16 protein-coding genes are annotated in these 17,896 nt (G+C 74.0%); 11 read left to right on the plus strand and 5 right to left on the minus strand.

Going from position 1 to position 17,896, the window contains the following annotated elements; all coding sequences use genetic code 11:
- From ACWDBB_RS32105 to ACWDBB_RS32120, 4 genes are all read left to right on the plus strand, one after another.
- A partial coding sequence (locus ACWDBB_RS32105) for an acyl-CoA dehydrogenase family protein (protein WP_132919430.1) occupies window positions 1–93 on the plus strand: 93 nt, incomplete at its 5' end.
- Between the two features lie 160 nt (window positions 94–253).
- The gene (locus ACWDBB_RS32110; RefSeq protein ID WP_449792926.1) at window positions 254–1,120 is read left to right on the plus strand and encodes an oxidoreductase; all 867 of its coding nucleotides are present in this window, start codon (window positions 254–256) and stop codon (window positions 1,118–1,120) included.
- A gap of 80 nt (window positions 1,121–1,200) precedes the next feature.
- Window positions 1,201–1,689, plus strand: coding sequence for a GNAT family N-acetyltransferase (locus tag ACWDBB_RS32115; protein WP_449792927.1), 489 nt, complete (start codon window positions 1,201–1,203; stop codon window positions 1,687–1,689).
- A 207-nt stretch (window positions 1,690–1,896) separates the two neighbouring features.
- A complete protein-coding gene (locus ACWDBB_RS32120; protein ID WP_449792928.1) occupies window positions 1,897–2,550 on the plus strand; it encodes a class I SAM-dependent DNA methyltransferase in 654 nt (217 codons plus the stop codon).
- Window positions 2,551–2,556: 6 nt separating this feature from the next.
- Here ACWDBB_RS32120 and ACWDBB_RS32125 read toward each other — a convergent pair whose 3' ends face one another.
- The gene (locus ACWDBB_RS32125; RefSeq protein WP_449792956.1) at window positions 2,557–2,961 is read right to left on the minus strand and encodes a MerR family transcriptional regulator; all 405 of its coding nucleotides are present in this window, start codon (window positions 2,959–2,961) and stop codon (window positions 2,557–2,559) included.
- Window positions 2,962–3,151: 190 nt separating this feature from the next.
- Between ACWDBB_RS32125 and ACWDBB_RS32130 the strand changes: the two genes are divergently transcribed.
- Window positions 3,152–3,655, plus strand: a complete 504-nt coding sequence (locus tag ACWDBB_RS32130) for a peptidylprolyl isomerase (RefSeq protein ID WP_449792929.1) — start codon at window positions 3,152–3,154, stop codon at window positions 3,653–3,655.
- A gap of 281 nt (window positions 3,656–3,936) precedes the next feature.
- Entirely contained in the window at window positions 3,937–4,512 is a 576-nt protein-coding gene (locus ACWDBB_RS32135) for a hypothetical protein (RefSeq protein ID WP_449792930.1), read from the plus strand.
- A 30-nt stretch (window positions 4,513–4,542) separates the two neighbouring features.
- Here ACWDBB_RS32135 and ACWDBB_RS32140 read toward each other — a convergent pair whose 3' ends face one another.
- Complete coding sequence (locus ACWDBB_RS32140; RefSeq protein ID WP_449792931.1) at window positions 4,543–5,028, minus strand: hypothetical protein; 486 nt, start codon at window positions 5,026–5,028, stop codon at window positions 4,543–4,545.
- A 38-nt stretch (window positions 5,029–5,066) separates the two neighbouring features.
- Entirely contained in the window at window positions 5,067–6,035 is a 969-nt protein-coding gene (locus ACWDBB_RS32145) for an LCP family protein (RefSeq protein ID WP_449792932.1), read from the minus strand.
- 816 nt (window positions 6,036–6,851) lie between these two features.
- On the opposite strand from ACWDBB_RS32145, the gene ssuE reads away from it, so the two are divergent.
- The 5 genes from ssuE to ACWDBB_RS32170 all read left to right on the plus strand — a co-directional run bounded on the left by ssuE (window position 6,852) and on the right by ACWDBB_RS32170 (window position 14,563).
- Complete coding sequence (gene ssuE / locus ACWDBB_RS32150) at window positions 6,852–7,406, plus strand: NADPH-dependent FMN reductase (protein ID WP_449792933.1); 555 nt, start codon at window positions 6,852–6,854, stop codon at window positions 7,404–7,406.
- Between the two features lie 322 nt (window positions 7,407–7,728).
- Window positions 7,729–8,517 (plus strand): ABC transporter ATP-binding protein, encoded by a 789-nt coding sequence (locus ACWDBB_RS32155; protein ID WP_449792934.1) that lies wholly within the window; start codon window positions 7,729–7,731, stop codon window positions 8,515–8,517.
- 19 nt (window positions 8,518–8,536) lie between these two features.
- Entirely contained in the window at window positions 8,537–11,107 is a 2,571-nt protein-coding gene (locus ACWDBB_RS32160; protein WP_449792935.1) for an ABC transporter permease, read from the plus strand.
- A gap of 262 nt (window positions 11,108–11,369) precedes the next feature.
- Complete coding sequence (locus tag ACWDBB_RS32165; RefSeq protein WP_449792936.1) at window positions 11,370–13,361, plus strand: hypothetical protein; 1,992 nt, start codon at window positions 11,370–11,372, stop codon at window positions 13,359–13,361.
- Between the two features lie 161 nt (window positions 13,362–13,522).
- The gene (locus ACWDBB_RS32170) at window positions 13,523–14,563 is read left to right on the plus strand and encodes a glycosyltransferase family 2 protein (protein ID WP_449792937.1); all 1,041 of its coding nucleotides are present in this window, start codon (window positions 13,523–13,525) and stop codon (window positions 14,561–14,563) included.
- A gap of 199 nt (window positions 14,564–14,762) precedes the next feature.
- On the opposite strand, the gene ACWDBB_RS32175 is transcribed toward ACWDBB_RS32170, so the two are convergent.
- Both ACWDBB_RS32175 and ACWDBB_RS32180 read right to left on the minus strand, forming a co-directional pair.
- Window positions 14,763–16,382 (minus strand): LCP family protein, encoded by a 1,620-nt coding sequence (locus tag ACWDBB_RS32175; RefSeq protein ID WP_449792938.1) that lies wholly within the window; start codon window positions 16,380–16,382, stop codon window positions 14,763–14,765.
- 203 nt (window positions 16,383–16,585) lie between these two features.
- Window positions 16,586–17,884: an LCP family glycopolymer transferase gene (locus ACWDBB_RS32180; protein WP_449792939.1), complete on the minus strand. Its 1,299-nt coding sequence runs from the start codon at window positions 17,882–17,884 to the stop codon at window positions 16,586–16,588.
- Window positions 17,885–17,896: the final 12 nt, after the last annotated feature.

Below are 17,896 nucleotides of genomic sequence, written 5' to 3' on the forward strand. Positions count from 1 at the left end.
GTGGAGCGGATGATGCGGGACGCGAAGATCACGCAGATCTACGAGGGGACCAACCAGGTCCAGCGGATCGTGATGGCCCGCAACCTCCCGTAACCGTGCCCTGACCTGCTCCGACGGCCCCCGACCGCCCGTCCGCGGTCGGGGGCCGTATGTCGTCCGGCATCGAACCGTCCTGGACGCGGCGCCCGTGCCGGTGTCATAAATGATCGTCAATTCATGGGCCGTAAGCGACGATTGCGAGTGATCGACGATCATGGGCAGCACTCCCGAGCAGGACCCCGCCGGCAAGGTCTGGCTGGTCACCGGCGCCAACTCCGGCTTCGGCCGGGCGATCGCGAAGGTCGCGCTGGCGGCCGGCGACACCGTCGTGGCGGCCGTCCGGCGCCCCGAGACGCTGGAGGTGGCGGCCACCCGGCACCCCGGCAAGCTGTTCCCGGTCCGGCTGGACGTCACCGACCAGGAGCGGATCCCGGTCGTCGTCGAGGAGACCGTCCGGCGGCACGGCCGGATCGACGTCCTGGTGAACAACGCCGGGCGCGGGCTGATCGGCGCCGTCGAGGAGTCCACCGACCGCGAGCTGCGGGACCTGATGGAGCTGCACTTCTTCGGCCCGGCCGCCCTCACCCGGGCCGTGCTGCCGCACCTGCGGGCCCAGGGCTCGGGCGCGGTGGTGCAGATGAGCAGCATGGGCGGCCGCTTCAGCTTCCCCGGTGTGGGCGCCTACTCGGCCACCAAGTTCGCCCTGGAGGGGCTGTCCGAGGCGCTGGCCAAGGAGGTGGCCGGCTTCGGGGTCAAGGTGCTGATCGTCGAGCCCGGCGCGTTCCGCACCGGCTTCGCGGGCGGCGACGCGCTCGCCCACTCCACCCCGATCGAGGCGTACGACCCGATCGTCGGCCCGGTCCGCAGCGGGCTGCCGGACTCCGACGGCAAGCAGGCCGGGGATCCGGTGAAGGCCGCCGAGGCGATCCTGGCCGCGCTGGCCGCCGAGCGGACCCCGCTGCGGCTCGCGCTCGGCGGCGACGCGGTGGACGGCGTCCTCGGCGCCCTCGACGAGGCGCGGCGGGAGACCGAGGCCTGGGCGGAGGTCGGCCGAGGCACCGACTTCCCGGCCGGGCAGTAGCCCCAGGCGGTAGCCCCGCCCGGCGGGGCGCCCGGAAAACCGCGCGACGGCGGGCGGCCGTGATCCCTAGGCTGCCCGCCATGCCGATCACGCCGCCCGCGCTCAGCCTGGCTCCCATCACCCCCGAGAACATCGACGCCGCCCTCGCGCTGCGGGTCCGCCCCGGCCAGGAGGGCCTGGTGGCGCCGGTGGTGAAGTCGCTGGCGGAGGCGTACGCGTACGGGGAGACGGCCTGGCCCCGGCTGATCCTGGACGGCGGGCGGCCGGTCGGCTTCGTGATGGCCTTCTTCGACATCACCTTCCACCCCGACCGCCCCGGCGACCTCCCCCGCTCCGGCCTGTGGCGGCTGCTGGTCGACGCCGAGCGGCAGCGCGGCGGCTACGGCCGTTTCGCCGTCGAGCAGGTCTGCGCGGAGATCCGCCGCCGCGGTGGCACCCGGGCGACGGTCACCTACCACCCCGGCCCGGACGGCCCGGCGGAGTTCTACGCCCGCCTCGGCTTCCGGCCGACCGGGGAGACCAGCGGCGACCAGGCCGTCGCCGAGCGGGACCTCCCGCCGCTCGGCTGAGCGGCGCCGCCGCGTGGAGGTCGTGGGCGTGCGCCTCGCAGCCGCGCCCGCGCGGTTCGTCCACCACGGCCCCGTACGGCGGGTGGTCGGGGCTGCACGGCCGCGGGTGCGCCGGGTGGGCCCCGATCCCGCTCGACTTCCGTGCCCCTCCGGCCGGTTGGCGGGGCCGGTTCCACGGGCGGTGGCCGCCCGGTAGGGTCCCGCGGCATGACCGAACCGGACTTCCTGACCGAGACCAGGGCGTTCTACGACGCCGTTGCCACCGAGTACACCGACCTCTTCCGGGACGCGCTGGACCGCATGCCGATGGACCGGGCGATGCTGGCGCTCTTCGCGGACCTGGTGCGCGCCGAGCGGCCGGACGGCAAGGCGGCCGAACTCGGCTGCGGCCCGGGCCGGATGACCGGCCAGCTGCACCGGCTCGGCGTGGACGTGCACGGGATCGACCTCTCGCCGCGGATGGTCGAGCTGGCCCGCGAGACCCACCCGGAGGTGCCGTTCAGCGTCGGCTCGATGTTCGACCTCCCCTTCGGGGACGGGGAGTTGACCGGGGTGGTGGCCTGGTACTCGATCATCCACACCCCGGCGGAGCGGCTGCCCGAGGTGTTCGCCGAGTTCGCCCGGGTGCTCGCCCCCGGCGGCCACCTGATGCTCGCCTTCCAGGTCGGCGACCGGCCCTCGCGCCAGGAGCGCCCCTTCGGCCACCCGGTGTCGCTGGACTTCCGGCGGCTGCGGCCGGAGCGCGTCGAGGAACTGGCCCGGGAGGCCGGCCTGCAGGTCACCTCGCGCACGGTCCGCGAGCCGGAGGGGGACGAGCCGACCCCGCAGGCGTACGTGCTGGCCCGCAAGCCGAAGGGCTGAGGGCTCCTACGCGGCCTCGGAGGGGGCCGCCGGCTGCCCGGCGGCGGTCGGTGGCCTCCCGGCGGCGGTCGCGATCACCTCGTCCAGCACCTCGCGGGAGCGCAGCAGGTCGTTGATCGTCTGGTCGATCCGCTCGCGCTGCGCGGTGAGCTCCTCGACCAGCAGCGGGGTGGCGATCTCGTTCGGGCCGCCGTCGGAGTCCCGCATGCAGGGGAGGAGCTTGTGGATGGTCCGGCTGTGCAGTCCGGCCGCGAACAGTTCCTGGATGTGCACCACCCGGTCGACGGCGGCCTCCGGGTACTCCCGGTGCCCGCCCTCGGTGCGGCGGGCGGCCAGCAGGCCCTGCTGCTCGTAGTACCGCAGCGAGCGCTCGCTCACACCCGTCCGCCGGGCCAGTTCGCCGATCCGCATGCCGTCCACCCCGCCGTCCCGGTCGTCGTGCCGTGCCAAGTCCTGGATCCGGCAATGATGTTAGCCTCCGCGGCTCCGGCCGGTGGGGCGCGGGAGCCGGGCCGCGCGACCGGGTGGCCAGGCCGTGCCCGGCTCCGCCCGGTCGGGGGGCGCCGCGCGCCGGGCAGGTGATCGTGCCATCATCGCCTGCATGTCTTCCAACGTTTTCTTCGACATCACGATCAACGACGAGCCGGCCGGCCGGATCGTCTTCAAGCTGTTCGACGAGGTCGTCCCCAAGACCGCCCGGAACTTCCGCGAGCTGGCCACCGGCCAGAACGGCTTCGGCTACGAGGGCTCCGGCTTCCACCGCGTGATCCCGGCCTTCATGCTCCAGGGCGGTGACTTCACCAACCACAACGGCACCGGCGGCAAGAGCATCTACGGCGAGAAGTTCGCGGACGAGAACTTCCAGCTCAAGCACGACCGCCCGGGCCTGCTGTCGATGGCCAACGCCGGCCGCAACACCAACGGCTCGCAGTTCTTCATCACCACCATCGTCACCGACTGGCTGGACGGCAAGCACGTCGTCTTCGGCGAGGTCGTCGAGGGCATGGACCTGGTCAAGAAGATCGAGGGCCTCGGCTCGCAGAGCGGCCGCACCTCGGCCAAGATCACCATCGCCAAGTCCGGCGTGGTCGGCGACGTCAAGTAACGACCGCCGCCACCTGGCACGCACCGCCCCGGAGCGGGACGTCGGAGAGTTCCGGCGCCCCGCTCCGGGGCGGTTTCGTGTCCGGCCGCGCACCCGCCCGCGCCCCGGCCTCGTGCCCCCGGCGTGGCCGGTCGCGGTGCGGTGGGCAGGGTAGCCCGGAGCGCCGCTCTCCGGGCCGGAACCGGGCAATCGGGTGGCCGTCCTTGGCCGGGGCCCTACGCTCGAATCGGACGCGGCTCCATCCGCGGCCGAACTCGACTCAGCGGCAAGGTGGTTGACCGATGATGGAGCAGGGCGCCGACGACGGCGAGGTGACCTACGAGCAGGTGACGGTGGTCTCCCTGGTCGGCTGCGAGCCGGTCGGCCCGGCGCGGTTCGCCGTCCGGGTCGTCCGCGAGGGCATGACCGTCAAGCGGGTGGCGGGCTACTGGGTGTGCTGGGACGAGCGGTGGGGCCCGGAGGAGGTCCGCCACCATTCCCGCTGGGTCGCGGACGAGGAGTACGTGCACCCGGACACCGGCAGCCTGGAAGGCACCCTCGCGGTCATGGTCGCCGCGTACTGGACGGACCCGGCGGGCGCCCTCCCGCGCCGCCCGGGCACCGAGACCGTGGTGACCTTCCGGCCGGGCGAGACCGAGCACGAACTGGTGCTGGAGCAGCCGGCCCCGACCGCCCGGGTGACCGCCCCGCTCCGCCCGGCCGCGCTGTCGGTGCAGCTGACCCACGCGAGGTGGCTGAGCGGTGACGGGCAGCCGATCCACTACGGCTTCGCGGGCGCGACCGAGGCGGCCGGCGGCGAGGGGGAGTGGCTGGTCCGCTTCCCGGAGTGCGGCACCGGCCTGCTGCCGTTCGTCTGATCGGGTCCGCTCGGGAGGGCGCCGGCCCGCTCAGGAGGGGCTCGGGGCGGGCTGGGCCGGCACCGGCGCCGGCCCCCAGTCGCCCGCCCGCATCCCCACCTTCCGGGCCGGTGCGCCGGCCCAGATCTCCCCGGGCCCGGTCGAGCGGGTGAGCACCGCGTTGGCCCCGACGACGGTGCCCGCGCCGACGGTCAGCACGCCCTGTTTGCACACCACCTTGGCGCCCGCGCACAGCACCGCCCCGTCCTCGACCACCACCCGCCGCATCGCGCTCTTCTCCTGCGGCACCCACGGGTCGGCCCGGCCGATGGTCACGCCGTTGTAGAGCGTCACGCCGGCGCCGAGGGTGGTGTACGGGTGCAGCACGGTGCCGAAGCCGCGGTGGTAGACGAGCAGCCCGGGCCCGATCTCGCAGGCGGCGGGCACCTCCATCCCGTAGAGCGCGAGCGCCTCCTGGACCAGGCGGCCCAGGAGGCGGTGGCGACGGTGGCGGATCAGTGCGGTGACGAGTGACATCCACCCATTGTGGCGGCTCGGTCACACGAGGTGGCCGACTACTTGAACTCCGGCACCGCGGTGTCGTTCTTGAAGGCGTCGAAGAGCTGCTTGGACTTGTTGGTGTCCCACAGCACGGCGGACTCGCCGGTCTTGGTCCGGAAGTCCGGGTTGCCGATCGGCACGGTCAGCGACCTGCCGTCGCCGCCGTTGACGTCCTTCATGGCGAGGAAGAGCGAGCCGAGGTCGGTCAGCCCGCAGTCCTCGTCGACGATCAGGGTGCCGAGCGCCGAGTCGACCAGCGGGTAGAAGGTGAACGGGTTCATCAGGTTGCCGGGCGAGGCGGCCTGGTGGGCCAGGGCACCGAGGAACTTCTGCTGGTTGCGCATCCGGCCGAGGTCCTGGTCGGCCATCTGGTGGCGCTGGCGGACGAAGGCCAGGGCCTGCTTGCCGCTGAGGGTCTGGTCGCCCGCCTTCAGGTCGAGGCCGGAGTCCTTGTCCTTGACGTCCTGGTCGATGTGCATCTCGACGCCGCCGATCGAGTCGACGATGCCGACGAAGCCGCCGAAGCCGATCTCGGCGTAGTGGTCGATCCGCAGGCCGGTGGTCTGCTCGACGGTCTGGACCAGCAGTCGGCCGCCGCCGTTGCCGAAGGCCGAGTTGATCTTCGCGGTGGTGCCCTTGACCGGCTTGCCGTTGCTGCCGGGGTGCTCGGGGATCGGCACCCAGGAGTCGCGCGGGATGCTCATCAGGGTGTTCCCGTTGTCCCCGATGTGCAGGATCATCATCGAGTCGCTGCGCTTGCCCTCGGTGTCGTGGCCGGTGTGCAGGTCGTCCTGCTCGGCGTCGGTGAGGCCCTGGCGGCTGTCGGAGCCGACGATCAGCCAGTTGGTGCCCTTGCCCGCGGCCGGGCGGCCGGGGTAGTCGGCGAGCACGTTCTCGTGGTTGAGCTTGGAGTCCGCCCAGAACCAGGTGGAGACGGCGGTCACCATGACGGCGATCAGCAGGCCGAAGACCGACCACTTCACGATCCGCCGCCGCGGCCAGCGCCGGGCCTGGGCACCGGACGGGCGGCTGCCGCCGGGCCCGCCAGGACCGCCGGGACGACCGGCCCCGCCCGGACCGCCCGGACCGGGGCGACCCGGACCACCGGAACCACCGGGACCGCCGTGGCCTCCGGGCTCGCCCGGACGGCCACCGGGGGCGCCGGCCCCCTGCGGAGGGACCCCGCCGAGTCGGGACGGCCCGGGCTGCCCCGGCTGTCGCGGCGCGGCCGCCCCGGGCCCGCGCGGGTTCAGCGAGGGCGGCAGCGGCCGTTCGCCCGCGCCGCGTCCGCCGTTGCCGCCGTACGGGTTCCCGCCGCCCCCCGGGCGGCCCTCCTGCCACGTGTTCATGCCGACGAGGATGCCCGACCCCGGTCGGGCTGACTCCCCCCGGGGGGTCCGCCAGGTCTCTTGTAGCAGTTTTGATGCACGTACCGGATCGTTCCGCTGTAACGTCCGGACACCCGGCGTTCCGGCTGCTGAAACGTTTCTTGACCGGCTCGAACACGGCGTGTTTGCATTCCTGGCATGGATCAGCGTTGGGCACTCACGCGTCGGCGGCACGTCGACCTGCGGCGCGGTGTGGCCTGTTCGCTCTGTCGGGGCTGACGCGCGCCCCGCCGTAACGATCCGCGCGCCCGCGTTCCCCGCACGTCCGCGTTTCCCGCACGTCCGCCGACGTAGCGGCCCCGGTGCCGCCCCGGCACCGCTTCTCCCGGTCCCGGCCCCGCCGCAGCGCGGTCCCCACCGCACCACGCCCTGCCGCCCCGCGCCGCCCCGCTTCCAGCCAGAGGTGAACCCATGGCCGTCGTCCTGTCCGTTTCCGGCTCCCCGTCCGCCACCTCCCGCACCACCCGCCTGCTGCGCCACGTCGACGCGCAGCTGGCGGAGCGCGGCCACCGGGTCGTCCCCTTCGAGGCCCGCAGCCTGCCCGCGCACGCGCTGCTGTCGGGCGACTTCGACCACCCCGACATCGTCGCCGTCACCGAGCTGTTCGCCCGCGCCGACGGCGTCGTCATCGGCACCCCCGTCTACAAGGCCGCCTACTCGGGCCTGCTGAAGGCCCTGCTGGACGTGCTCCCGCAGTACGCGCTGGCCGGCAAGGCCGTCCTGCCGCTCGCCACCGGGGGCTCGCCCGCGCACGTCCTCGCGGTGGACTACGCGCTGCGCCCGGTGCTCAGCTCGATGGGCGCCGACCACATCACCCAGGGCTGGTTCGTGCTCGACCGCCACATCACCGCCCGGGAGGACGGCACGACCCTGGTGGAGCGCGAGACCGAGGCGCTGCTGGCCCCGGTCGTGGCGGGCTTCGCCGCGGCCCTGGAGCGGCTGGCCGCACCCGCGCTGGCGGGCTGACGCCCCGTCGCCGCGGCCCGTACGGGGCGTCCCCGAGACGGGCCGCGGCGACCCCTAGGGGGATGCGCTCCGGGGCCCGTAGAACCTTGGTTGGGAGGGGTCATTCCGGCGGATGACGAGCCGTCCGGCGCCGACTCCTAACGTGGTTCTCGCATCCCCGCCCGTCAGGAAGCGGTCCGGCCATGCCGGGTCCGGTGGCCGGCTCCACCGGGAGGGTGGTGCCAACTCCCGGTCGAGGACTACTGCCTGCGCCATGTCGCGCGGCGGGCGGGCCCGCGAGGCTGGGGGCCAACGGGTGAGCGCATCTTCTGAGGAGACTCCAGTGACGACGGCACCAGCAGCCGTGTACGACCCCCAGCTTCCCGGCGGAGCGTCCGCCGTCGCCGCGTCGGCCCGTCAGGTCACCAAGGCGTACGGCTCGGGCGAGACCAGGGTGACCGCGCTCGACGCGGTCGACGTCGACATCCAGCGCGGCCGGTTCACCGCGATCATGGGCCCCTCGGGCTCCGGCAAGTCCACCCTGATGCACTGCCTGGCGGGCCTGGACACGGTCAGCGCGGGACGGATCTGGATCGGCGACACCGAGATCACCGGCCTCAAGGACAAGCAGCTCACCAGGCTCCGGCGCGACAAGATCGGCTTCATCTTCCAGGCGTTCAACCTGCTCCCGACCCTGAACGCGCTGGAGAACATCACGCTCCCGATGGACATCGCCGGGCGCAGACCCGACCGGGCCTGGCTGGACCAGGTGGTGGAGACGGTCGGCCTGTCCGGCCGGCTCAAGCACCGCCCGACCCAGCTCTCCGGCGGCCAGCAGCAGCGCGTCGCGGTGGCCCGGGCGCTGGCCGCCCGCCCCGAGATCATCTTCGGCGACGAGCCCACCGGGAACCTGGACTCCCGCTCCGGCGCCGAGGTGCTGACCTTCCTGCGCCGCTCGGTGGACGAGCTGGGCCAGACCATCGTGATGGTCACCCACGACCCGGTCGCCGCCGGCTACGCGGACCGCGTGCTCTTCCTCGCCGACGGCGTGATCGTGGACGAGATGTACGCGCCCACCGCCGACTCCGTCCTCGAGCGCATGCGCCGTTTCGACGGCAAGCGCACCAGCTGAGCGGCGGGGCGACACCCTCATGCTGCTCAAGACCTCACTGCGGAGCTTCTTCGCCCACAAGGGCAGGATGGCGCTCTCGCTCATCGCCGTCGTGCTGTCGGTGGCCTTCGTCTCCGGCACCCTGGTCTTCTCCAACACGGCCACCGGCACCTTCGACAAGCTCTTCGCCGCGACCGCCTCCGACATCTCGGTCCAGCCGCCCAAGCCCTCCGACGACGAGATGCAGCAGGCCGCCGTCAAGCCGCCGACCGTCCCGGTCGCGCTGGAACAGCAGGTCGCCGGGCTGCCCGGGGTGAAGCGCGCGGTCGGCCAGGTCCTGGTCGAGAACGCCGTCCTGATCAACCCGGCCACCAACAAGCTGGTCGGCCCGACCACCGGCGCGCCCACCCTGCTCGGCAACTGGATCGACACCCCGAGCAACCCGGTGAAGATCACCTCGGGCCGCACCCCGGGCGGCCCGACCGAGCTGGTGCTGGACGCGGACACCGCGAAGAAGGCCAAGCTCGGCCTCGGCGCCACCCTCAGGGTCGAGAACCCGCTCGGCCGGCAGGACTTCACCATCGTCGGCATCGCCACCTTCACCACCACCAACCCGGGCGCGGCGCTCGGTTTCCTGGACACCCCGACCGCCCAGCGCACGCTGCTCGGCGAGCAGGCCTTCACCACCGTCGAGGCGTACGGTGACGGCAGCCGCGGCGACGACCAGCTCAAGGCGGACGCGCTGGCCGGGCTCGGCACCGGCTACCAGGTGAAGACGGCGGCCGAGCAGAAGGCCGACCGCAGCGAGCAGGTCGGCAAGGGCCTCGGCTTCATGAAGTACGCGATGCTCGGCTTCGCCTTCGTCTCGGCGATCGTCGGTGCCTTCCTGATCGTCAACACCTTCTCGATGCTGGTCGCCCAGCGCACCCGGGAGATCGGCCTGCTGCGCGCCATCGGCGGCAGCCGGCGGCAGGTCAACCGCTCGGTGCTGGTCGAGGCGCTGATCCTGGGCGTGCTCGGCTCGACCCTCGGGGTCGCGGCCGGCCTGGGCGTGGCGGTCGGCCTGATCAAGCTGATGACCGCGATCGGCATGGACCTCGAGGCGGCCGACCTGCAGATCGGGCCGGACGTGTTCGTCGCGGGGTACGCGCTGGGCATCGTGGTCACCCTGGCCGCGGCCTGGCTCCCGGCCCGCCGGGCGAGCCGGATTTCGCCGATGGCCGCGCTGCGCGACCACGGCACCCCGGCCGAGTCCCGGGGCAACCTGGTCCGCACCGTCCTCGGCCTGCTGCTGACGGCGGGCGGCGGCGCGGTGCTGGTGCTCGGCGCGGGGGCGGAGAAGGCCGCCACCGGCGGCCGGTACCTGGGCCTCGGCGTGGTGCTCACCCTGGTCGGCTTCGTGGTGCTCGGCCCGCTGCTGGCCTCGGCCGTCGTCCGGGTGCTCGGCGCGCTGCTGCCGGCGCTGTTCGGCCCGTCCGGCAGGCTCGCCCAGCGCAACGCGATGCGCAACCCGCGCCGCACCGGCGCCACCGCCGCCGCGCTGATGATCGGCCTGGCGCTGGTGATCGCCTCCGCGGTGTTCAGCTCCTCGGCCGTCACCTCGACCAGCGCGCAGATCGACAAGTCGGTGGGCGCGGACTACATCGTCTCCGGCGGCCGCACCGCGGTCACCCCCGAGATGATGGACGCGGTCAAGCGGACCCAGGGCATCGACCACATCACCATCCAGCGGTTCTTCTTCTCCGCGAAGGTCCGGCTGTCGGACGGGCAGCAGGCGAAGACCCAGCTGACCGCGGTGCCGCCCGCCTTCTTCGGCACCGACTTCCGGCCGACCGTCGACTCCGGCGCGGTGGACTCGCTCCAGCGCGGCTCGCTGGCGATCGGCGCCGCCTTCGCCAAGGACCACGGACTGAAGGTCGGCGACCAGGTCACCGTCGACTACGGCCAGGGCCGCACCCAGGCGCTGCCGGTCGGCGCGGTCCTCGGCAAGGGCGAACTGTTCGGCGACGGCTCCTTCGTGGCCATGGACACCATGGAGAAGGCCGTCCCGGCTGCCGAACAGCCGCCGGTGTGGACCTTCTTCGCCAAGGCCTCCTCCGGCGCCGACGTCGAGAAGACGCTCGCCGCGCTGGAGGACGGGCTCAAGGAGTACCCGCAGCTGACCATCAAGGACCGGGCCGGCTACAAGGAGCTCGCCCAGTCCCAGATCAACACCCTGCTGTACCTGATCTACGGGCTGGTCGCGCTGTCCATCACGGTCGCGGTGCTCGGCGTGGTCAACACCCTGGCGCTGTCGGTGGTCGAGCGGACCCGCGAGATCGGCCTGCTGCGGGCGATCGGGCTCTCCCGCCGCCAGCTGCGCCGGATGATCCGGCTGGAGTCCGTGGTGATCGCGGTGTTCGGCGCGGTCCTCGGCACCGGGCTGGGCCTCGCCTGGGGCGTCACGGCCCAGCGGGTGCTGCGGGACCAGGGCCTCGGGACGCTCTCCGTCCCGACCGTCACGGTGGCGATCACGCTGGTCGCCTCGGTGCTGATCGGCCTGTTCGCCGCTCTCGTCCCGGCCTTCCGGGCCGGACGGATGAACGTCCTCGCGGCCATCGCGACGGACTGACCCGGACCCGGCGCCGGCGGGCGCCGGGTCCGGAGCACGGGGGAAACGGGGCGGTCCCACGGGGGAACGGGGGACGGGGACGCCCGCGGGGGAAACCGGGGGAAACGGGGGAGCCCACGGGGGAAACGGGGGCACGGGGGACCGGGGCCGGGTGCGCGACAGCACCCGGCCCCGGTGCCGTTCCCCGCCCCCCTTTCTCGCCCCCGCAAGGCGGTTCCGCCCGAGCGGCGTCCGCTCTCCGGAGTGCTGAGATGATCGTCCGATGTTCCCCTCGGACGCCCCGTCCCTCCCCAACGCCGCGCCCCTCACCGGCGCGGCCGCCGCCCGCTGGCGAGCCGCCCGGACCGCCTGGCGGCTGGACGGCCGCCGGCTCGCGCTGGTGCCGCTCGGGTTCGTGATCCTGGCGAGCGTGGTGGAACCGGACGTGGGCCGGTGCAACGCCCAGAACATCTGCCGGGACACCTGGGGCTCGGGGCTGGCCGCCTGGTCGGCGCTGGCCGAGATCGTCCTGCTGGCCACCAGGGCCAGGATCCGGGTGCTCGTCCCGCCGGTCGTCCTGGCCCTGCTCTGGTACCTCCCGGAGGGTCTGGTCACCCCGCTCGCCCGCTGGTCGGCGGTGCTGGTCCACGTGCTGCTCGCCGCCGTCCTGCTCGGCGCCGAGGCCGGCCGCCGCCGCGCCCGCCAGCAGCTGGACGAGCTGATGGCCCCGCCCGTCCCCTACCCCTGGGCGGCCGCCGGCGCGCCCTCGCCCGTCCAACCGGACGGCCCACCCGTGCTGCGCCGCGCCCTCGGCGTCCTGCTGCTGGTGGTCGCGGCGGCCTTCCCGGTGTACGGCCTCTGGGCGCAGGCCCGGGAGACCGCCGCCGCCGACCTGGCCACCCGGGTGACCGGCACCGTGGACGGGGACGGCCGGGACGGCGTGCTCACCGTCCGCTTCCAGCCGCCCGGCGGCGGCCCCGAGCGCACCGCCGACCTGGACGTCTGGTGGCAGCACCGCCCCCGCTCCGGCGACTCCGTCCCGCTGCTGGTGAACGACGAGTCGGTGCGCGCCCTCGGCGACGACTACGAGGTCTCCGGCCAGCTGACCGCCGGCGGCCTGATCGCCCTGCCCGGCCTGGCGCTGCTCGGCTCGGCCGCCGCGGCGAGCGCCCGCCGGAGCAGGCCCGCCTTCGTCGGCGCCGCCCCCGCGCTCGCCGTACGGGTGCGCGCCGACGCCCGCGGCGACCTGCTGGTGCTGCCCCTGGACGGCCCGCCGGACGGCCCCGGGCTCTGGCGGCTGGTCGAACGCGACCGCTACCGCTGGGCCCGCGCCGCCGCCCCGGACGGCGAGTCCCCGGCCTGGGTGCCCGAGCACCGGGCGACCGAGGACGAGGAGGCCGACTACCCCGACCCGGTCCTCGACCACGACGAGGACGAGGAGGAGTACGAGGAGCTGTTCGACCGGGCGACCCCGGCCGCGGCCGCCGAGTGGCTGGCCCGCGCCGGGCGCAGCGTGCCCGCCGTGCTCTACGTCGGCCCCGACGGCCCCGACCACCAGCTCCTCGTCCGCCCCGGCCTGCTGGACGGCGACCCGCACTGGGTGGCGGCCGTGGTCGCCCCCGCCGCCCGGGCCCCGCGCCTCGGCCGGCGCTCCGGGCGCTACCGCGAGCGCGAGCTCGCCGTCGCCGCGCTGACCGCCGAGACCGTCGCCGCCGCCCCCGAACCCGGTCCGGACACCGAGCCACTCGCCGCCCGCCGGTGGGAGATGCCGCTGCCGCTGCGGGCGGCGGCCGGGCCGCTGGCGGCGCTGCTGGTCGCCGCCGCCGTCGTGCTGCTCGACGAGGACGGCTGGTGGGAGGGGCTGCTGCGCCCGCTGTGGATCGGCTCGCTGGTGATCCTCGCCTGCGCCCAGGCGCTCTCCTGGCAGCTGGTGGCCGACCGCGACGGTCTGTGGGTGGCCACCGCGCTGCGCACCCGCGGCTACCGGTGGGCGGAGATCACCGCGGCGGCGGTGCACCGGGACCTGCTCACCATCCGGGTGCGCGGCGGCCGGGAGTTCTCCTTCTTCAACCGCCCGACGGTCTGGCTGGCCGCGCTCTTCGGCGGCCGGTACGACCCCGCGGCGCTGGCCAGGACCGTCGCCACCGCCGCCCACCGCCCCGACCTGCGCCCGGTGCAGGCCCTGCCGGACCGCCTCGGCGGCCCCCAGCACCTGGTCAACCGGCTCGCGCTGACCGGTTACGCGGTGTTCACCGTCGCCCACTACGCACTCTGAACCCGCCCCGGACCGACACCGGATCCACACCGCTTCCGGCCCGCCTCCGAGGGGGAGTACGGTGTTCTTGATCACAGCGCCGGTGTCGCGCCGCGAGGCGTCCCGGAAGGCCCTGACCGGGACAAGACGGGGACGTGTCCGCACCGGTACGGTTGGCCCCGATGAACACCAAGGCTGCTGAGGAGCTGCCGGCTGTTTCCGTGATCATGCCGGTGCTCAACGAGGAACGTCACCTGCGCACGGCGGTCCGCCGCATCCTGGACCAGGAGTACCCCGGCCCGATGGAGGTGGTGATCGCCCTGGGGCCCTCCACCGACCGCACCGCGGAGATCGCGGCCGAGCTGGTGGCGGAGGACCCGCGGGTGCGGACGGTGGCGAACCCCACCGGCCGGACGCCGGCCGGGCTGAACGCCGCGATCCGGGGCTCCCGGCACCCGATAGTCGTGCGCGTGGACGGTCACGGCCTGCTCACGCCGGGCTACATCACCACGGCGGTCCGGCTGCTCGGCGAGATGGACGCGGCCAACGTCGGCGGCATCATGCACGCCGAGGGCGAGACCGAGTGGGAGCACGCGGTCGCCGCCGCGATGACCTCCAAGATCGGCGTCGGGAACGCGGCCTTCCACACCGGCGGCCTGGCCGGCCCGGCGGACACCGTCTACCTCGGGGTGTTCCGGCGCAAGGTGCTGGAGAAGCTCGGCGGCTACAACGAGGAGTTCATCCGCGCCCAGGACTGGGAGCTGAACTACCGGATCCGCCAGGACGGCGGACTGGTCTGGTTCACCCCGCAGCTCAAGGTGACGTACCGGCCCCGCCCCTCGGTGCGGGCGCTGGCCAAGCAGTACAAGGACTACGGCCGCTGGCGCCGGGTGGTCACCCGCTACCACCGCGGCTCGGTCAACATGCGCTACCTCGCCCCGCCGGCCGCGCTGGCCGCGGTCGTCCTCGGGGTCGTGCTCGGCGCGGCCGTCCACCCGGCCTTCCTCGCGGTGCCCGGCGCCTACCTGCTGGGCATCCTCGGCGGCGCGGCGGTCGAGGGCCGCGGCCTGTCGTTCAAGGCCAAGGCGCTGCTGCCGGTGGCCCTCGCGACCATGCACCTCAGCTGGGGCTTCGGCTTCCTGACCTCGCCGCGCTCGCTGGCCCGCAGAGTGATCGCCAGCGTCGGCCCGTCCGCCAAGGACGTGCTCTCGAAGGCCGGCTGACCCGCACACCGCCGAGCCGCACACCCGCTGATTCGTTTCGTCACCCGCTCGTGACCGGCGTCGGCCCCGCTGCCGCCGGTGCGCAGGGCGGCAGTCGACGGCGGGTCGGCCGGGGCCGGGACCGAGCCGGGCGCGGCCGGCGTGCCCCCGGACCGCGGAGCGGCAGCGGGAGCAGCACGGACCCCCCGTACTCCGGCGGCTACTTGGCGCAGACGTCGGTGTCGTCCGCCTGCACCCGCTGGAGGTCCTCGGGCGCCTCGGTGGGCACCGCCGCCGGGCCGGTCGGGGCGGCCAGCACGTCCTTGCCGAGCACCAGCAGCAGCCCGCCCTTCGGGTCCGCCTTCTCGGCCGGCCGGACGGCGTCGCCGGGCAGGCCGAGGGCCGCGGCCAGGGCCTGGGCCTCGGCCTCCCGGCCGGACGGGTAGGACACCGTCGTGGTGTCGGCGGGCGGTGCGTCGCTGCCCACCGCGGCCTTGTCGTAGCCCTTCGCCCGGAGCTTCTCCACGGTTGGCCCGGACTGCCCGCGCGTGCCGCTGCCGTTGCGCACCGTCAGCTGGACGAGCTTGGCGGGCAGGGCCGGGGCGGCGGCCGGCGTGGTGGCCGGCGCGGTGGCGGCCGGGGCCTGCGGCGCGGGCGACGCGGCGTCGGTGGCCGGGGCCTCGGGGGCGGGCGGCGCGGCGGCCCCGGTCAGCGAGCGGTCGCCCGCGATCATCGCGAACAGCTGCCCGGCGTCCGGCTGCTTGAGGATCACCCGGTCGCTGTCCTTGGGGTCGTCCAGGACGGGCGCGGTGGTGAAGGTGATGTTCTTGGTGTCCACCTTGCTGATGTCCAGCGCGAGGTCCTTGAGCTTGTCCACGCTGCCGATGCCTGAGTCCACGGTGAGCGCCTTGGTGGCGGCGTCCGCGAGCTTGTAGAGCTTGCTCGGGCTGGTCAGGGTGTCGTCGCTCTTGATCTTGCGGATCATCGAGCTGATGAACTGCTGCTGGAGCGGGATCCGGGTGAGGTCGCCGCCTTGGCCGACCGCGTGCCGGGTGCGGACGAAGGCCAGCGCCTCGTCGCCCTGGACCACGTGCCGGCCCTTGGTCATCTTGAGGTGGGAGCCGGAGTCGTTGATGTCCTTGGCCGCGCAGACCTCGACCCCGCCGACGGCGGTGGAGAGGGTCTTCACCGCCTCGAAGTTGACCTGCACGAAGTGGTCGACCCGGACGCCGGTGATCTTCTCGACGGTCTTCCAGGTGCAGCCCGCGTCGCGCCCCTCCTGGCCGAGGCTGTTGTTGAACTCGGTCCGGGTCGAGCCCGGGATCTTCTTCCCCTGGGCGTTCTGGCACTCCGGGATCGGCACCATCAGGTCGCGCGGGAGGCTGACCACCGTCGCGTTGGAGCGGTCCTTGGCGATGTGGAACAGCAGCGTGGTGTCGGCGTGCCCGGTGCTGCCCTCGTCGCCGTACTCCCGGCCGAGGCCTTCCCGGCTGTCCGTGCCGATCACCAGGACGTTCAGCGCGTCCCCGGCCGCCGCCGGGCGCTCGGACTCGTCGCCCAGCTGGACCTTGACCGAGGTCAGGTTGTCGTTGAAGTGCCGGTACAGGTAGTACGCCCCGCCGCAGCCCGCCACCATCACCAGGGCGCCCGCCCCGGCCGTCCACTTGAGCGCCCGTCGGCGCCGGCTGCGCCTGGCGAGCGCCGCCGCCCGCCGCCGGCTGTCCCGGCGGCCCTCCGTGGTCGGTGCGGTCGGTGCCTCGGCGGCCCGGAGGCGCTGCCGGGGGACGCCGGGGGGCGGCTCCACCCGGTACCGTCCGGCTTCCGGTTGCTCCTCGTGCACGGGGTTCCCTACCTTCGACCGGTCACGGCTACGGACCGCCCGCGCGGACGGGCCGATCCGGACACACTAGACGAGCCGAACGGAGGAGTCGTTCCCGGTGTGATCTCCGCCACGTTCCGGCAGTGCGGAGCCAAATACCGCTCGCGGCCGAGCAATTGCGGAAGCATCCCGATCGGCGGGCGAGCCGGTCCCGGGTGCCGGGCTCAGTGCGGGGCGCAGGCGTCCACGTCGGCGGTGCGTCCCTCGAAGGTGGGAGCGGCGCTCGCCGAGGGTGACGTGTCCGCCAGCGCCGCCGCGCCGGCCGTCGGGCTCGTGCCGGTGCCCGCTCCCTGGCCCGGCGCCGGGGTGGGGCCCGTCCCCGCGGCCGGGCCCGGCGAGGACACGTACGCGGGCGGCCGTACGGCGACCTGCCGGTCGTCCCGCAGCACCGCGAACAGCTGGCCGGTCTGCGGCTGCACGAACTCGTCCCGGTCCGAGTCGTAGTGGTACGGGCGTCGCGGCGCGGTCAGGAAGACCACGTTCGCCGAGGGGACACCGCGCAGGTCCTGGGTGAGGTCGTACAGCGCGCCGAGCGAGGACAGCCCGCCGTCCGCCCGGACGGAGGAGGTGGCGGCGTTCAGCACCGGCCACAGCTTCGCCGGGTTCAGCAGCACGCCCTGCGACTGCGCCTTGCGGATCAGCGAGGCCAGGAACTGCTGCTGGCGGCCCATGCGTTGGGTGTCGCTGCCGTCGCCCAGGCTCTCCCGGACCCGGACGTAGCCGAGCGCCTGCTCGCCGTGCAGCACCTGCCGGCCGGCGGGCAGGTCGAGCCTGGCGTCCTTGTCGTGGATCGGCTGCGGCACGCACACCTCGACCCCGCCGATCGAGTCCACCATCGTCTTGAAGCCGCTGAAGTCGAGGATGACGTAGTGGTCGATCCGGATGCCGCTCAGCTGTTCGACCGCCCGGATCGAACAGGCCGGACCTCCCGTCTCGAAGGCCTGGTTGAACTGCATCAGCGCCGGTCGGCTGCTTGTGCCGTCCGGCTTCTCGCAGGCGGGCACGCTGACCATGACGTCGCGCGGGACGGAGACCGCCGTCGCGTGCTTCCGGTCGGCGGCCAGGTGCAGCAGGATCGTGGTGTCCGAGCGCTGGCTGCCGGCCTCGCCGCCGTACGAGCCGTTCGCGCCGGACCGGTCGTCGCTGCCGATCAGCAGGATGTTCTCGGCGCCCCGCGCCCCGGCGGTGCGACTCGGCCGCTCGGCCTCCAGCTTGGCGAGCAGCCGGTCGGTGGCCGAGTCGGTGCGGATGTTGCCGTCCAGCTTGCGGTAGGCGATCCAGAGCAGCGCCCCGGTGGCGACCAGCAGGAACGCGACGGCGCCGGCGGTGATCATCAGCCACCGCCGGCGCTTGCGCGGGCGTTTCGTTCCGTCCGGAGGGGCGTCCGTCGACCGGCTCTCCTGCGCGGGGCCGTCCGTCGGGGGAGTGGCGGTCGGGGGGTGCTCGGTGTCGTCCTCGGCCATGGCAGCGATCCC

Source organism: Kitasatospora sp. NPDC001095, from assembly GCF_053598615.1.

What these genes read in the sequence shown, in the direction of transcription:
- ACWDBB_RS32110 (WP_449792926.1), top strand. Translation starts at nt 254, where the DNA reads ATGGGCAGCACTCCCGAGCAGGACCCCGCCGGCAAGGTCTGGCTGGTC.
- ACWDBB_RS32115 (WP_449792927.1), top strand. Translation starts at nt 1,201, where the DNA reads ATGCCGATCACGCCGCCCGCGCTCAGCCTGGCTCCCATCACCCCCGAG.
- ACWDBB_RS32120 (WP_449792928.1), top strand. Translation starts at nt 1,897, where the DNA reads ATGACCGAACCGGACTTCCTGACCGAGACCAGGGCGTTCTACGACGCC.
- ACWDBB_RS32125 (WP_449792956.1), bottom strand. Translation starts at nt 2,961, where the DNA reads ATGCGGATCGGCGAACTGGCCCGGCGGACGGGTGTGAGCGAGCGCTCG.
- ACWDBB_RS32130 (WP_449792929.1), top strand. Translation starts at nt 3,152, where the DNA reads ATGTCTTCCAACGTTTTCTTCGACATCACGATCAACGACGAGCCGGCC.
- ACWDBB_RS32135 (WP_449792930.1), top strand. Translation starts at nt 3,937, where the DNA reads ATGATGGAGCAGGGCGCCGACGACGGCGAGGTGACCTACGAGCAGGTG.
- ACWDBB_RS32140 (WP_449792931.1), bottom strand. Translation starts at nt 5,028, where the DNA reads ATGTCACTCGTCACCGCACTGATCCGCCACCGTCGCCACCGCCTCCTG.
- ssuE (WP_449792933.1), top strand. Translation starts at nt 6,852, where the DNA reads ATGGCCGTCGTCCTGTCCGTTTCCGGCTCCCCGTCCGCCACCTCCCGC.
- ACWDBB_RS32160 (WP_449792935.1), top strand. Translation starts at nt 8,537, where the DNA reads ATGCTGCTCAAGACCTCACTGCGGAGCTTCTTCGCCCACAAGGGCAGG.
- ACWDBB_RS32165 (WP_449792936.1), top strand. Translation starts at nt 11,370, where the DNA reads ATGTTCCCCTCGGACGCCCCGTCCCTCCCCAACGCCGCGCCCCTCACC.
- ACWDBB_RS32170 (WP_449792937.1), top strand. Translation starts at nt 13,523, where the DNA reads ATGAACACCAAGGCTGCTGAGGAGCTGCCGGCTGTTTCCGTGATCATG.
- ACWDBB_RS32180 (WP_449792939.1), bottom strand. Translation starts at nt 17,884, where the DNA reads ATGGCCGAGGACGACACCGAGCACCCCCCGACCGCCACTCCCCCGACG.